This window comes from Marinobacterium sp. MBR-111 (assembly GCF_040547585.1).
In the GTDB taxonomy this organism is placed as follows: domain Bacteria; phylum Pseudomonadota; class Gammaproteobacteria; order Pseudomonadales; family Balneatricaceae; genus Marinobacterium; species Marinobacterium iners.
Window position 1 is genome coordinate 203,213 of sequence record NZ_JBEPQA010000001.1, and the last position, 14,537, is coordinate 217,749.

Consider the following 14,537-nt stretch of genomic DNA (forward strand, 5'->3'; position numbering starts at 1 on the left):
AGCTTAGCAGCCTTCGTAGGCGAGCAGGGAGTAGACGGGGATGCCCAGTTCCTGAATGCGGGTGGAACCCTGCAGATCCGGCAGATCGATCAGGGCGGCGGCCTCGATAACCTCCGCGCCAAGTTTCTTGATCAGGGTGCAGGCGGCCAAAATGGTGCCGCCGGTAGCAATCAGGTCATCGAACAGAAGTACGCGATCACCGGACTCAACCGAGTCAATCTGCATTTCAACTGCGGCGGTACCGTACTCCAGCGTATATTCCTGATGAATGGTTTCGCCCGGCAGCTTGCCTTTTTTGCGCACCAGCACCAGCGGCAGGTTAAGCTGGTGCGCCAGGATAGCGCCAAACAGGAAGCCACGGGCGTCAATACAGGCAATATGCGTAATGTCGCTGTCGATATAACGCTGGATGAATGCATCCGACACCATACGCATCGCTTTGGGGTCTTTGAAAATGGGAGTTACATCGCGAAAGGTTACACCGGGTTCGGGCCAGTCCTGCAGTGAACGGATGACAGACTTCACATAAAACTCATCGTAGGACATAAATATCTCCCGGTTAGGCGCTCAATTGACATAACTCAATGCTGCGAGGGCGGATTAAGGGTGTAATGGCTTCGTTGGGTTACACATTGAGATGGCTACTTCATTGTGCAACTTGAGGCATGGCTTCGAAAGAAGCCATGCCTTTTTTATTGGCGAGATACTGTCCCCGGTTATAAACCGCCAACCGCATGGATGGGCTTGATAATGTTGGCAGCTTCCCCGTCATGGTGTCAGCTGGTCTGGTTTTCCTGATGCTGGGAGCATTCACCTTGGCGTGCCTCGCCAGACAAACGATACATTTCGTCCAGGTTGGTCAGCTCCACTTCCTTGCCGTCCACTTGCATCAGGTCCATCTTTTGAAAGCGCGTAAAAATGCGGCTGACGGTTTCCACGGCCAGGCCCAGATAGTTGCCGATCTCGTTACGTGACATCGACAGACGGAAGTTGGATGCAGAGTACCCGCGTGCCTTGAAGCGCTGAGACAATTTGAGAAGAAAGGTTGCCACGCGTTGTTCTGCATTTTTCTTCGACAGCAACAGCATCATTTGCTGATCATCTCGCAGTTCCTTGCTCATGCTGCGCAGCATCTGACGGCGCAGTTCGGGCAGTTGGCCTGAAAGCTCATCCAGACGTTCAAAGGGGATCTCACAGACGGTCGTGGTTTCCAGTACCTTGGCTGACATGGGATAGGTTTCGGCATCAAATCCACTCAGGCCGACCAGTTCGCCCGGGAAATAAAAGCCGGTGATCTGCTCTTCACCCTCATTGGTGAGCGTGTAGCTCTTGATTGTGCCGGCCCGAAGGGCATACACGGAGCTGAAGGGTTCACCCTGATGGAACAGGTGTTCACCTTTCTTGAGCGGGCGGCTTTTCTCGATAATATCATCGAGTCGGTCGATCTCGGTCAGGTCAAGCGATACCGGAAGACAGAGTGAGCTCAGGCTGCAGGTCTTGCAATGGACCTGTTGCAGGCTGTGAAGCTTTCCTTGAGATTTCCAGTCGGCCATGGGGTCATCCTTATTGTTGGGTTCGTCACGCTGCGAGTGCTTTCCCGCATTATGTAACATTTACCCCAGAGGGTGAAGCGCCGGGCCCGGTTAACGGGCCTCGACTTTAGATGATACGCGAGAAACTCCGTGTGGCTTCATGTTTCGGTATATAGGCATCGAACGCCATACAGATGCGTCTTATCAGCAGGCGGCCTGCTGCAGTCACGCGAATGCGACTGGATGACAACTCGATCAAGCCATCAGTACTGAACTGCTGCAGTTCAGCCTGCTCGGCATTGAAATAATCGCCAAACTGAATATCAAAGCGCTGCTCGACGGCCGCAACATCCAGTTCAAATTGACAGATCAACTCAGTAATGACCGAGCGGCGAATATGATCATCACGGCTCAGTGTTACACCGCGCTTGACGGCATGTTGCTGCTGAGCAACGGCCTGACTGTAGGCGGCAATATCATGCTCGTTCTGATAATAGACATCGCCAATCTGACTGATGGCTGATACGCCCATGGCAACCAGGTCACAATCGGAATGGGTGGTGTAACCTTGAAAGTTGCGATGAAGCTTGCCTTCCGCCTGGGCGAGGGCCAGTTCATCATCGGGCTTGGCGAAATGGTCCATGCCTATATAAACGTAACCGGCCTCAAGCAGGCGATTGATACTGTTTTGCAGTATGTTGAGCTTGGTCTCGGGGCTGGGCAAGTCTTCAGCACGAATGTGTTTCTGTGAGCGGAATCGATCCGGCAGGTGCGCATAGTTGAACACTGACAGGCGGTCAGGGCTCATGGCAATGACGGTGTCGAGGGTATCGGCAAAGCTTTCTTCGCTTTGATGCGGCAGGCCGTAGATCAGGTCCATGTTGATCGATTTGAATCCCAGTTCACGCGAGCGTTGCAGTACGCGCGCGGTCATCTCGGTGGGTTGGACGCGATTGACCGCTTCCTGTACCCGTGCATCCACATCCTGTACACCAAGGCTGATACGGTTGAAGCCGATCTCGCGCAAAACCTCCAGAGTCTGGTCACTGGCTTCACGCGGGTCAATCTCAATTGAATAGTCGCCCTTGTCGTCATCACGCAAATTGAAATTGCTGCGCAGTGCCTGCATCAGCTCACGCATTTGATCATCGCTGATAAACGTCGGGGTACCACCACCCCAATGCAGCTGATTTACCTGCCGGTCTCCACGGTACCACTGTGACAGCTTTGCCATTTCACTATAAACAGTATCAAGGTAGGGCTGAGCTTTCTTGCGGTTGCGGGTGATCACCTTGTTACAGGCGCAGTAGTAGCAAACGTGAGCACAAAAAGGGATATGCACATACAGTGACAAGGGTGCATGATGATCACTTGTGGAGCGCCCGGTTTCGATCAACTTCTCGGGGCTCAGGCCGGAATCGAACTGGATCGCAGTCGGGTACGAGGTATAGCGGGGGCCGGACAGGTCATAACGCTTGATCAAGTCCATATCCCAACTGATGGTTGTCTGGTTGTTCACCTCAGTACCTCTATTTGTTGGCCGGTCGGGCATTATAGGGAAGAGTGACCGGGCGGTTGTTGATGGATATCAATGTGGGTGCAACAGGCCGGTCCACGGCAGGGTTGCCAGACCAAACAGAATTACCAAAAGCCCCGCCCCCTGTCTTACGCCACTGCGTTGCAATAACTGTTTCAATTGGCGTGCCAGGAGCGCCGATGTGAGCAGAGCAGGTAAAGTACCTGCACCGAATACCAGCATCAGGCTCGCACTGGTGAGGCTGTTGTTGCTCACCGTACCGGCCCAGAGCAGAGTCGTATAGACCAGACCGCACGGCAACCAACCCCAGAGTGCGCCCAGAAGCAGCGCCTTGGGCAGGGTGTCGGCGGGTAGCAGGGTGTGGGTGAAAGGCTGTAACCGGCGCCAAACAACACCTCCGGCTCGTTCCAGATAGGCCGCGCCCTGCCACCAGCCGGCAATGTATAAACCCATCACAACCATGATGAGCGCAGCAACGCTACGCAGAATCAATGTAAGCTCAGCCGTTTGAGTAAACAGCTGGCCCAGCTGACCGATCAGAGCACCCGCAAGGGCATAACTGAACAGGCGACCAAGATTGTAGGCCAGTTGAAAGCGAAGGACTCGCTCACCGCCGCTCATGGCCAGGCTGCCGGCGATTCCGCCGCACATTCCGATACAGTGAGTGCTGCCGGCGAGGCCAAACAACAGGGCGGAAGCAAGAAGGGCGGGTTCAGGCATGCTCAACGGGTATCCTGATCCTGATCTTCCGGCTCGGGATTATCCTTTTTCTGTCGTGCATCCTCGGGAATAAGGTCTTCATCATCATCATAGAGGATACGATGAGCCGGTGACTCAAGGTCATCAAATTGACCACTGTTCACACTCCAAAAGAATGCCCATATCGCAAAACCTGCCAGAATGATCGCGATGGGTATTAACAGGATAACAATATCCATTAACGTTCCGCTCCCTCATTGGTTGACTGAGCCGCGACGTGGCGGCGACTCAGTCGCATCGCATTGCCGACCACTACCAGCGAGCTGGCGGACATGCCGATCGCGGCCCAGTAGGGTGGCACCAGACCGGCGGCTGCAGCGGGCAGGGCAAGAAGGTTGTAAAGCAGCGCCCAGCTCAGGTTCTCACGGATAATGGTGCGTGTCTTGCGTGCCATGCGCACACAATCGGCCAATCGCATCAGGTCGTTGGCAATCAGGACTGCATCAGCGTTGGTCTTGGCCAGATCGGTTGCACTGGCCATCGCAACCGAAGTGCGGGCACCGGCCAGTGCGGGGATATCATTGATACCATCGCCCACCATAATGATCTCAGCTCCCTGCTGGCTCAGTTGGTTCAAGTGTGCCAGTTTCTGTTCAGGGCTCATACCGCTGAATACTTGATCAATTCCAAGATGAGAGGCGACCTTTTGTGCAGCATCGGAGGCATCACCGGTGAGCATTAGTGGCGTCAGGCCAAGTGCGCGCAGTTCAGTGAGTGTTTGTGCGGCTTCGGGGCGAATCTGATCATCGAGCCGGAACCAACCCAGTGGTTGTTCAGCATCTGCAAGCAATAACCACAACCCGCTGCTTTTGGGTTGTTGAGGCGTATCGTCAGGGCAGGCAAAACCGGGTTTGCCAATTCGATAGCGCTTGCCCTCAACCATACCGCTAAGGCCTTGGCCAACATGCACCTGTACATCCGTGGCGGCCTGAACAGCGTGGGCACGAAAGGCACGGGCAATAGGATGTTCGGAACGGCTTTCGAGTGCGGCGGCAATACTCAACAGTGTTTGGCTGTCGAGTGTGCTGACAGGACATATCTCCTCAATGTTAAGGTTGCCCTCGGTCAATGTACCGGTCTTGTCGAAGATAATATGGGTTGCCGTGGCAAAGCTTTCCAGCACGTGCCCGCGACTGATCAACATGCCACGCTGGCGTAGAGTGCCTGTGGCAGCAGTCAAGGCGGTAGGCGTTGCCAGTGAAAGGGCGCAGGGGCACGTGACGACCAACACGGACAGCGTGACCCAGAATGCGCGTGCAGGGTCATAAAAGTACCAGAATACCGCCACGGCTGCTGCCGTCAAAAGCGTGGCTGCCACAAACTGGCTGGCAACACGGTCGGCTATGCGAGCAACGCTCGGCTTCTCTGCCTGGGCCCGGTCCAGCATGCGGACAATGGCGGACAGGCGGCTTTCACTGCCCGTCTCGGTTACTTCGATCTGAAGCGGGTGCTCGATATTGAGAGTGCCGCCGATGACCAGTTCGCCAGTGCTTCGTGACTGGGGCAGGTACTCACCGGTCAGAGCCGACTCGTCCACTGAACTGCGCCCCTCGATAACACGGCCATCAGCCGGAATGGTATGCCCCGACTTGACCAAGACCCTGTCTCCGGTTCGCAGTTGAGTGGCGGGCACAAGCGTTTCGGTATCGCCGTCAAGGCGAATGGCACTGGTTGGCAGCAGATCAAGCAGTGCGTTGCCGGCCCTGCCGGTTCGATGACGGGCCGCCATTTCCATGAAACGCCCGACCAGCAGGAAAAAGGCGAACATGGTGACTGACTCGAAGTAGACATCGCCGCTGCCAGAAACCGTTGACCAGACACTGGCAAAAAAGGCCAGCAAAATTGCCAATGCGACTGGCACGTCCATGCTCAGGCTGCGTGTTTGCAAGTCGCGCCAGGCTGCTTTATAGAAGGGCACGGAAGAGTAAAGCGCTACGGGGGTTGCCAGAACCATGGATGCCCAGTTCATCAGGGTGATGATATGGGCGTCCATGGAATGGCTGAGTTCGCCGGCATAGAGTGCTGCGGCGAGCATCATGGTCTGAGCCATGCATACACCCGCCACCCCAAGGCGGCGCACGGCGCGTTTACGCTCTTGCTCAAGCAACTGCTCTTCGCGGTTGGGCTGATAGGGGTGGCCCTGGTAGCCCAGGCGATCAATTTCTGCCAGCAGGTGGCTCAGACGTGTGGTTCCACTGTGCCAGCGGATACGGGCACGGTGGGTGGTCATATTGACACTGGCAGCGGTAACACCGGGTTGGCTTGTCAGGTGTTTTTCCAGCAGCCAGACACAGGCGGCACAGGTGATGCCCTCAATAACCAACACAGCCTCACGCTGATCGTCCCCGGCGTTATGTACAAAGCTGCTTTGCACTTCGGGGTTGTCATACAGCTCCAGCTCTTGCTTGCGCCGGCTACCGCTGTTGGTGCGGATCAGCTCACTGTCCGCACTCTGACTGTCGCGATGGCGATAGAAGTTGTCCAGCCCTCCATCTACGATGGTCTGTGCAACCGCCTGGCAGCCAGGGCAGCACATGGAGCGTTGTTTGCCCTCAATGCTGACAGTGTACTGGCTGCCGCGTGGAACAGGCAGGCCACAGTGATAGCAGGGCGTGCGCGCCGGGGGCTGCTGTGCGGTCATGGCTGGCTCATTGCGCAGTGAGCGTAAGGCTGATCAGTTCAGAATAAGGCGGTACCATTTCCTGGCGCAGCTGCCAGCTTTCGTCGGCAGGAGACAGGGAAAGGTAGCGTTTTCCGACCAGACCTGCAGTGAGGCTGCCGGAATAGATGCCTTTGCCATCAACGCTTTTCAGAATCAGGATTTGGTCAAATTTCTGATGGGTTGGATGAATGATATTCAGACTGAGAGTCTGCGGGAAGCTTGTCAGCATACCACTCAGGCGCAGATTGATATCACCGGTTACGGTATCAAAGTTGAGGGTGCCTTCAAGTCCCAGTCTGCTTGCTGCATCAGATTTGGACGTGTCGATATTCATTCCGCGGGCGACCTTGTAATAGTCTTCCTTAACAATGCCGTCGCTGGTGGTTACTGCAATGTACATGAAAAATGAAGCATAGATGAACACCGCAATCAGTGGCGCCAAAATAAACCAGAGCCAGGGCTGCTTGTACCAGGGGGCGGGGGGAGTTGCGTGTGTATTCATGACACTCCTTGAATGGAAACGGCCGGAATGAACCGGCCGTTATTCTAACCTAATTAAGCCGAATGAGGCACTATCGCTGTGGAGTGGGACCCAGGAAACGGCTTTCAGTTTCAATATGAATTGAAGGATCTTCAGCGGCTTCAACAGTAAAGCTGAAAGGAGTGTTGGCCTGATTCAGCTGATCTGGCTCTATTTGAACCCTGACAGGGTATGTCAGAAGCTCTCCAGCCTCTACTGTCACAGTATCTGCCGAGATCATGTTCAGTCCTTCCGGACCATCAATTTTGATGCGGTAGCTGTGGTCTATCTGCTCCTTGTTGGCGATCTTGAGTGTGAAAACGTTCTCGATCATGCCGGACGGGGTAGTGGTGTACAGCTGGCCACGATCACGGATCACGTCAACTTCAAGCGGAACGCGGTCTCCGATGGCCCAGATGAAGGCACCAAACATCACCATCAGTGCAACAAAGTAACCGATCAGACGGGGGCGCAACAGTTTGGTTGTGTTGCCGTTCAAGGCGTGTTCAGTGGTGTAGCGTACAAGCCCGGGTTCATAGCCGACACGCTCCATCATGTCATCGCAGGCATCAACGCAGGCACCACAGGCCACGCATTCGTACTGCAGACCGTCACGTATATCAATACCGACTGGGCAGACGTGAACGCAGGCATAGCAGTCGATACAGTCGCCCAGGCCTGCCGCTTCCTTGTCGACCCCTTTTTTGCGGCTGCCACGAGGTTCTCCACGCTTTTCATCGTAGGAGATAATAAGGGTATCCTGGTCGAACATGACGCTTTGGAAGCGGGCATAGGGGCACATGTAGATACATACCTGCTCACGCAGCCAGCCAGCGTTACCATAGGTAGCTACGCTTAAGAACGCCAGCCACCAGGTTTCCCATGGCCCCAAATTCCACGCTAAAACATCGGGTACCAACTCACGGATTGGAGAAAAATAACCGACAAATGCTATAGCCGAGGCGACGGCGATGATAATCCAGATGGCATGCTTGGCGCTCTTACGCAGGAACTTTTCAGCGCACATGGGTTGTTTATCAAGCCGCATGCGCTTGTTGCGGTCGCCTTCGGTGATACGCTCGGCCCAGATAAAGAGCCAGGTCCAGACAAACTGGGGACAGGCATAACCGCACCAGAGGCGCCCTGCAAAGACTGTTACGAAAAACAGAGTAAAAGCCAGAATAATCAGCAGCCAGGAGAGCAGCATGAAATCCTGGGGCCAAAAAGTCATGCCGAAAATATGAAATTGCCGGTTGGGCAGATCAAACAGGATGGCCTGTCGGCCATCGTATTGAAGCCAAGAGGCGCCGTAAAACATCGCCAGCATGATGAAACCGGAGATGGTACGGAAGTTTTTGAAGAAGCCTTTGTAATACTTGACGTAAATGTGTTCCCGCTTGGCATAGAGGTTATAGGATTCGGCCTCTTTTTTGCCTTTTTTGCTCGGGGTTACGTCCTTTACCGGTATCTGATTCATGCCAGTACCTACTGCTGGTTGTGTCGACAGGTCCATGCGCTCCATTAGGAGCGTCGAATATTATACTAAGCCGCTAATAAAAAAGGCGACATGACTTGAATCATGTCGCCTTTTTTTGGTGCTTGTCCAGTGCTTATTTATTGGACAGGCTGTAGACGTATGCTGTGATCAGGTGGATCTTGTCTTCAGACAGAAGATCTTTCTGAGCAGGCATCACCCCAAATCGACCCACACGGATTGTGTGAGCAATCTGAGTAAAGTTGCCACCGTAGAGCCAAGTGTCATCAGTCAGGTTGGGAGCACCCAAAGCGTGCATGCCCTTGCCCTCAGCGCCATGGCAGGCAGTACACAGAGCCTGGAACTGTTTCTGTCCGTTGGTCACATCAGTACCGGCCACGGCTTCCTTGCCGCTCAGAGTCATGACATAGCTGGCCACGTCACGCACACCGTCTTCACCCAGTACATCGGCCCATGCAGGCATGCCGCCGTTACGACCCTGAGTGATGGTGTGTTTGATCTGGTCAGGGTTGCCACCCCAGAGCCAATCATTGTCGGTCAGGTTGGGGAAGCCAACCGCACCGGTGCCGGCAGCGCCATGACAAACGGAACAGTTGTTGGCAAACATGCGCTGTCCCATCTTGAGACCGCCTTCGTTCTCCGGCTTCTGCAACTCTTCAATGGAAAGAGCGGCATACTTGGCGAACACCGGGGCGTATACCTCTTCGGCATGCTGCATCTCTTCTTCCCACTGACCGTGGGAAGTCCAGCCCAGCAGGCCTTTGAAGTTACCAAGACCCGGGTAAAGCAGAAGGTAGCCAAGGCCAAAGATCACGGTTGCGACGAACATGTAAAACCACCACTGCGGCAGGGGGTTGTCATATTCTTCGATACCGTCGAACTCGTGACCCAGGGTGTTCTCGGTCGTTTCCTTGAATTTTTCGCTTTTGCGGGTAGCCAGCAGCAGCCATGTACAGCCGAAAATAACGGCCAGGGTGATGACTGTTACCCACGCGCTCCAGAAAGCACTCATTTGTCGTCTCTCCTGTTATGGGTCTCTTCCGGTCGGCCCTGCTCCTCTTCGCTTTTCTTGTGCTGTTCTTCATCAGCAAAAGGAAGCTGGGAGGCTTCATCGAACCTTTTCTTGTTCCCCGGCAGGAGAACCCAGATGAAAAGGCCGATGAAGGTGATCAGCATTATGACCGGTATGTAAGGACCATAAACCTCGTAACTCACTGAAAATTACCGCTTGTTGGTGTAAACAGAGTGTGTTTTACCCAGTGACTGCAGGTAGGCGACCAGAGCGTCAATCTCGGGTTTACCTGCTACTTCTTCACGGGAAGCGCTGATCTGTTCATCTGTATACGGTACCCCCAGCTTGCGCAGAGTTTCCATCTTCGCTGCCGTTTCCTTGCCACTCAGACGGTTTTCAAACAGCCAGGGGTAGGAGGGCATTTTTGATTCAGGAACCACATCACGCGGGTTGTAGAGGTGCGCGCGCTGCCAGTCATCAGAGTAACGTCCACCTACGCGGGCCAGATCAGGACCGGTACGCTTGGAGCCCCACAGGAACGGGTGTTCCCATACGTGTTCGTCAGCGGTGGAGTAGTGACCGTAACGCTCGGTTTCAGCACGGAACGGGCGAATCATCTGAGTGTGGCAGACGTGACAGCCTTCACGGATGTAGATGTCACGGCCTTCAAGCTCCAGAGCCGAATAGGTACGCAGACCATCAATCGGCTTGGTGGTAGAGCTCTGGAAGAACAGCGGAACGATCTCCGCCAGGCCGCCGCCGCTGATCACGATAATGATCAGCAGGATCATGAGGCCGATGTTCTTTTCAATCGTTTCGTGTTTGATCATTTTCTTCTGCTCCTCGTCTCAATCAGGCCGCTTGCGCAGAGGGTTCAGCTGCCTTGACGGAGCTGCCGCTGCGAACGGTCTGCCAAACGTTGAAGGCCATCAGCAGCATACCGGTCAGGAAGAACATGCCACCGATCCAACGCACCAGGTAACCCGGGTGGCTGGCTTCAAGCGCTTCGACGAAGCTGTAGGTCAGAGTGCCGTCTTCGTTAACTGCACGCCACATCAGACCCTGCAGGATACCGTTAACCCACATGGAGCAGATGTACAGCACGGTACCGATGGTTGCGAGCCAGAAGTGTGTGTTGATCAGGCCAACAGAGTACATCTGAGCCTTACCGAACAGTTTCGGGATCATGTGGTACACGGCACCAATGGAAATCATCGCAACCCAACCCAGAGCGCCAGCATGTACGTGGCCAACGGTCCAGTCAGTGTTGTGTGACAGGGCGTTGACGGTCTTGATGGACATCATCGGGCCTTCGAAGGTAGACATACCATAGAAGGACAGAGATACCACCAGGAAGCGCAGTACCGGGTCGGTACGCAGTTTGTGCCAGGCGCCGGACAGGGTCATCATGCCGTTGATCATGCCGCCCCAAGAGGGAGCCAACAGGATCAGTGACATGACCATGCCAACAGACTGAGTCCAGTCAGGCAGGGCAGAGTAGTGCAGGTGGTGACCACCGGCCCACATGTAGGTCGCGATCAGCGCCCAGAAGTGAACAATGGACAGACGGTAAGAGTAGATCGGACGCTCGGCCTGCTTGGGTACGAAGTAGTACATCATGCCCAGGAAGCCTGCAGTCAGGAAGAAACCTACCGCGTTGTGGCCATACCACCACTGAACCATCGCATCCACGGTACCCGGATACATGGAGTATGATTTGGTCAGGGATACCGGCATCGCCATGCTGTTGACGATATGCAGCACCGCAACGGTGATGATGAACGCCATGTAGAACCAGTTACCCACATAAATGTGAGACGTCTTGCGGTTCTTGACAGTGCCCAGGAAGACGATGGCATAGCTGACCCAAACCACGGCGATCAGGATATCGATCGGCCACTCCAGTTCTGCATACTCCTTGGCGGAGGTCAGACCCAGCGGGAGGGTAACAGCAGCTGCCAGAATCACTACCTGCCAGCCCCAGAAAGTGAACGCAGCCAGGCCGTCCGAAAAAAGACGGGTCTGACAGGTGCGCTGCACCACATAGTAGGAAGTGGCAAAAAGTGCACAGCCACCAAACGCGAAGATTACCGCGTTGGTGTGTAACGGACGAATACGTCCGTAGGTCAACCAGGGAATATCAAAGTTCAGTGCAGGCCACACCAGCTGGGCGGCGATCAAAACGCCGACGCCCATACCGACGATGCCCCAGACCACCGTCATGATGGCGAACTGGCGCACGACTTTGTAGTTGTAAGTCGGGTGTTCAGTTGCAGTGCTCATGTCAGGCTCTCATCAACAAGCTAATAGTAGTAAGAAGAGTTCCACCCGCAATTATCTGGGAATACCCACGCCATTTCAATGCGATGGAACCTTTAACTGTGGTTTATTGTCGCAGGGGGCATTTATCTTCATTATATACCCGATCAAAAAAGACGGTTTTTTGTAACTGTTTGAATTTAATTTGGTAATTGGTTTTGTGTGCTGTCGTGGTAAAGCGGTTTATGCTTCAGAAGCACGGTTTTCAATGGTCTTTCGCTGAACTCGAGTGTTGATTTGATCTTTTGCTTGATATGGATCAAGCGCTTTTTTTGAGGTCATTTTCCATGCCACTGTGCGATGGCTTCTGTTGTTATCAGACTAAAGGATTACTATAGTGCGCCCACCGAGTCAGGAGAAAGTAATGAGTGAATTCAATACGCTGGTACTGTATTGCCGTGCCGGATTCGAGAAGGAGTGCGCAGCTGAAATTTCCACTCGTCTTTCTGACATGGGTATTTATGGCTATCCACGTTTCGAAACGGGGCAGGCCTATGTGGTATTTCACTGTCAGCAACCCGATGGTGCGACAGATGCGATTCAGCGGCTGCGTTTTCGCGACCTGATTTTCACTCGACAGTGGTTTGCGGCTTTACCACTGTTCGAGCAGCTTCCTGCGGATGATCGCATTACGCCGATTCTGGCCTGTGCCGGTAGCCTGCCTGTTGCAAGTGAGCTGGTTGCTGAAGTGGTGGATACCACTGAAGGGCGTGAGTTGCAGAGCTTTGCGCGCAAATTTGGCTCAGCCCTGTCGCAGGCGTTGCGACGTGAGTCGATTCTGCTTGAGCGCAAGCGTCGTGCCGACTGGCGCTTGCATATGTTGGTGCTTGATGGCCGTACGCTCTGGCTTGGCGCCGCACCGATAGGTAACAGTTCACCCTGGTCTATGGGTATTCTCCGGCTGAAGTTTCCTCAGCAGGCTCCTAGTCGCTCAACGCTCAAGCTGGAAGAAGCCTGGCGCTACTTTATACCGGCACAGCGGCAGGATGAGCTGCTTGGTGGAGGGTTGAGAGCGGTCGATTTAGGCGCGGCCCCCGGAGGGTGGACATGGCAGCTGGTGAAGCAGAACATGTTTGTCATTGCTGTCGACAATGGCCCAATGAACCCTGATTTGATGGAGAGTGGGCAGGTTGAACACCGGCGTGAAGATGCATTTACCTTTGTGCCACCCAAGCCGGTTGACTGGATGGTATGCGACATTGTTGACAAGCCAGCGCGCGTGACCGAGTTGGTGTTGCACTGGGCCGAAAACGGTTGGTGCCGGCATGCAATTTTCAACCTCAAGCTACCGATGAAGCAACGTTTTGCTGAAACTGAAAGCTGCCTTGGCTATCTGCGCGACTCCCTGGCCAATGCAGGTATCGGGTTCCGACTGCAGGCGCGGCAGCTCTACCACGATAGAGAAGAGATCACCTGCTGGCTGTCACTGGAACCCTGAGAGGCTTTAGTGAGCAAATACCGTAATCTTCTCTTCGCCCTCCAGCATGAGGGCGATCTGCTCCATCATTTCGCGGCGCTCTTCCGAGTGGTACCACTGCAGCCAATCGTTTTCACTGCGATAGGTGGCCAGAATCAGTCGGTGGTTGGGGCTGTCAACATTATGCAGTGCCTCGCCAGAGATGAAGCCGGGGACGTGCATGGCTTTCTGCAGGGTTTCACGTGCTACCCGGTCGTAATGAAGTTCCAGTTCATCGGCGACGTGGCGCTCAATCAGAACACGAATCATGGCATGACTCCTTGAGAGATGGTGTTTATATCAGGATAATCGCTTCCAAGGCGTGCGCAAGCCTGTATGAGCGGTTCCGCGCCCGGATTTAATTTGCGACAATAGCGCTTTGTAATTCAAGGTAGTTGTAATCCATGAGTGACCCTGTTGCTGACCACCTGCTGGATGCCAGCGGCCTGCTGTGTCCTGAGCCGGTAATGATGCTTCACAACAAGGTGCGGGAGATGCAGGCAGGAGAGTTGCTGAGGGTGTTGGCCACAGATCCATCTACCCAGCGCGACATACCAAAGTTCTGCGCTTTTCTCGGACATGAGCTCGTAAAGCAGCGGGTAGTGGATATGCATAGTTTCGAATATTTAATTCGCAAAGGGGCTGGCTGAGTGTCAGAACTGAATCATCTGCAGCAACAGATAGAGTCTCTGCTGCAGGAGTGTGATCAAAGGCTGTCGGCTGCAGAGCAGCAGGGCAGTCGGATGGGACCCCGGACAACAGAGAGTGAAACAGTGAATCAGACGGCCAACAGCAAGAATCGCTCCAAGAACAGGGCAGCCAATCAGGCGGCTCTGGAACAACTGATCGAAGCCTACCCGCAGACTTTCAGTCGTGACAACGTTCGACCGCTCAAGATCGGTATTCAGGAGGACTTGATCGCTGATGACAAACTGGCTCGCAACAGAATCAAGCGTGCGCTGGCAACTTATGTGCGTTCGATCCATTACCTGCGCAGCGTGAAGGAAGGGGTTGATCGTGTCGACCTGGCTGGTGAAATGGCAGGCAGCGTGACGGCTGCAGAAGCTGAGCATGCGGCGGCACGCCTGAAAGAGATTCAGGCTGAGCGCAAGGAGCGGCAAAAACAGGAGCGGATGAAGGAACAGGAAGCGCGCAAACAGCAAAAGGACGACCGCCTTAGCCGGAAACTTGAGGCGTTGGTTAACCTCAAGGGTCGTTAATACTTGAAATAGCGATGTGTTGCCT

16 protein-coding genes are annotated in these 14,537 nt (G+C 54.3%); 3 read left to right on the plus strand and 13 right to left on the minus strand.

Annotated features, from left to right (window positions below; all coding sequences use genetic code 11):
- Positions 1-3: 3 nt before the first annotated feature.
- The 12 genes from ABIE61_RS00945 to ccoN all read right to left on the minus strand — a co-directional run bounded on the left by ABIE61_RS00945 (position 4) and on the right by ccoN (position 11,800).
- Entirely contained in the window at positions 4-546 is a 543-nt protein-coding gene (locus ABIE61_RS00945) for an adenine phosphoribosyltransferase (protein ID WP_091823258.1), read from the minus strand.
- Positions 547-776: 230 nt separating this feature from the next.
- Positions 777-1,553 (minus strand): fumarate/nitrate reduction transcriptional regulator Fnr, encoded by a 777-nt coding sequence (fnr, locus tag ABIE61_RS00950; RefSeq protein WP_091823256.1) that lies wholly within the window; start codon positions 1,551-1,553, stop codon positions 777-779.
- Positions 1,554-1,659: 106 nt separating this feature from the next.
- Positions 1,660-3,051, minus strand: a complete 1,392-nt coding sequence (hemN, locus tag ABIE61_RS00955; protein WP_354406021.1) for an oxygen-independent coproporphyrinogen III oxidase — start codon at positions 3,049-3,051, stop codon at positions 1,660-1,662.
- Between the two features lie 69 nt (positions 3,052-3,120).
- Positions 3,121-3,789 (minus strand): sulfite exporter TauE/SafE family protein, encoded by a 669-nt coding sequence (locus tag ABIE61_RS00960; protein WP_091823250.1) that lies wholly within the window; start codon positions 3,787-3,789, stop codon positions 3,121-3,123.
- A gap of 2 nt (positions 3,790-3,791) precedes the next feature.
- On the minus strand, positions 3,792-4,007 hold the full coding sequence (ccoS, locus tag ABIE61_RS00965; protein ID WP_354406023.1) for a cbb3-type cytochrome oxidase assembly protein CcoS: 216 nt from the start codon (positions 4,005-4,007) through the stop codon (positions 3,792-3,794).
- Positions 4,007-6,469, minus strand: a complete 2,463-nt coding sequence (locus tag ABIE61_RS00970; RefSeq protein ID WP_354406024.1) for a heavy metal translocating P-type ATPase — start codon at positions 6,467-6,469, stop codon at positions 4,007-4,009. Before ABIE61_RS00970 ends, ccoS begins: the two co-directional genes overlap by 1 nt.
- A gap of 7 nt (positions 6,470-6,476) precedes the next feature.
- Positions 6,477-6,992: a FixH family protein gene (locus ABIE61_RS00975; protein ID WP_354406026.1), complete on the minus strand. Its 516-nt coding sequence runs from the start codon at positions 6,990-6,992 to the stop codon at positions 6,477-6,479.
- A 70-nt stretch (positions 6,993-7,062) separates the two neighbouring features.
- On the minus strand, positions 7,063-8,487 hold the full coding sequence (gene ccoG, locus ABIE61_RS00980) for a cytochrome c oxidase accessory protein CcoG (protein WP_354406027.1): 1,425 nt from the start codon (positions 8,485-8,487) through the stop codon (positions 7,063-7,065).
- Positions 8,488-8,620: 133 nt separating this feature from the next.
- The gene (gene ccoP, locus ABIE61_RS00985; RefSeq protein ID WP_354406028.1) at positions 8,621-9,517 is read right to left on the minus strand and encodes a cytochrome-c oxidase, cbb3-type subunit III; all 897 of its coding nucleotides are present in this window, start codon (positions 9,515-9,517) and stop codon (positions 8,621-8,623) included.
- Positions 9,514-9,720 carry a cbb3-type cytochrome oxidase subunit 3 gene (locus ABIE61_RS00990; RefSeq protein ID WP_206834414.1) on the minus strand — a complete coding sequence of 69 codons (207 nt, stop codon included), beginning with the start codon at positions 9,718-9,720 and terminating at the stop codon, positions 9,514-9,516. The genes ccoP and ABIE61_RS00990 overlap by 4 nt, the downstream gene beginning before the upstream one ends.
- A 6-nt stretch (positions 9,721-9,726) precedes the next feature.
- Positions 9,727-10,347: a cytochrome-c oxidase, cbb3-type subunit II gene (gene ccoO / locus ABIE61_RS00995; RefSeq protein WP_354406031.1), complete on the minus strand. Its 621-nt coding sequence runs from the start codon at positions 10,345-10,347 to the stop codon at positions 9,727-9,729.
- Positions 10,348-10,369: 22 nt separating this feature from the next.
- Positions 10,370-11,800 (minus strand): cytochrome-c oxidase, cbb3-type subunit I, encoded by a 1,431-nt coding sequence (gene ccoN, locus ABIE61_RS01000; protein WP_091823228.1) that lies wholly within the window; start codon positions 11,798-11,800, stop codon positions 10,370-10,372.
- A 400-nt stretch (positions 11,801-12,200) separates the two neighbouring features.
- Here ccoN and rlmM point away from each other — a divergent pair, with 400 nt between their 5' ends.
- Positions 12,201-13,274: a 23S rRNA (cytidine(2498)-2'-O)-methyltransferase RlmM gene (gene rlmM / locus ABIE61_RS01005; protein ID WP_354406033.1), complete on the plus strand. Its 1,074-nt coding sequence runs from the start codon at positions 12,201-12,203 to the stop codon at positions 13,272-13,274.
- A gap of 6 nt (positions 13,275-13,280) precedes the next feature.
- Here the strand turns inward: rlmM and ABIE61_RS01010 are convergent, their stop codons facing one another.
- Positions 13,281-13,562: an antibiotic biosynthesis monooxygenase family protein gene (locus ABIE61_RS01010; RefSeq protein WP_091823223.1), complete on the minus strand. Its 282-nt coding sequence runs from the start codon at positions 13,560-13,562 to the stop codon at positions 13,281-13,283.
- Between the two features lie 134 nt (positions 13,563-13,696).
- Here ABIE61_RS01010 and tusA point away from each other — a divergent pair, with 134 nt between their 5' ends.
- Together tusA and ABIE61_RS01020 are read left to right on the plus strand one after the other, a co-directional pair.
- Positions 13,697-13,942: a sulfurtransferase TusA gene (gene tusA / locus ABIE61_RS01015; RefSeq protein WP_091823220.1), complete on the plus strand. Its 246-nt coding sequence runs from the start codon at positions 13,697-13,699 to the stop codon at positions 13,940-13,942.
- Positions 13,943-14,512, plus strand: a complete 570-nt coding sequence (locus tag ABIE61_RS01020) for a ProQ/FINO family protein (RefSeq protein WP_354406034.1) — start codon at positions 13,943-13,945, stop codon at positions 14,510-14,512. It begins immediately after the preceding gene.
- Positions 14,513-14,537 lie beyond the last annotated feature (25 nt).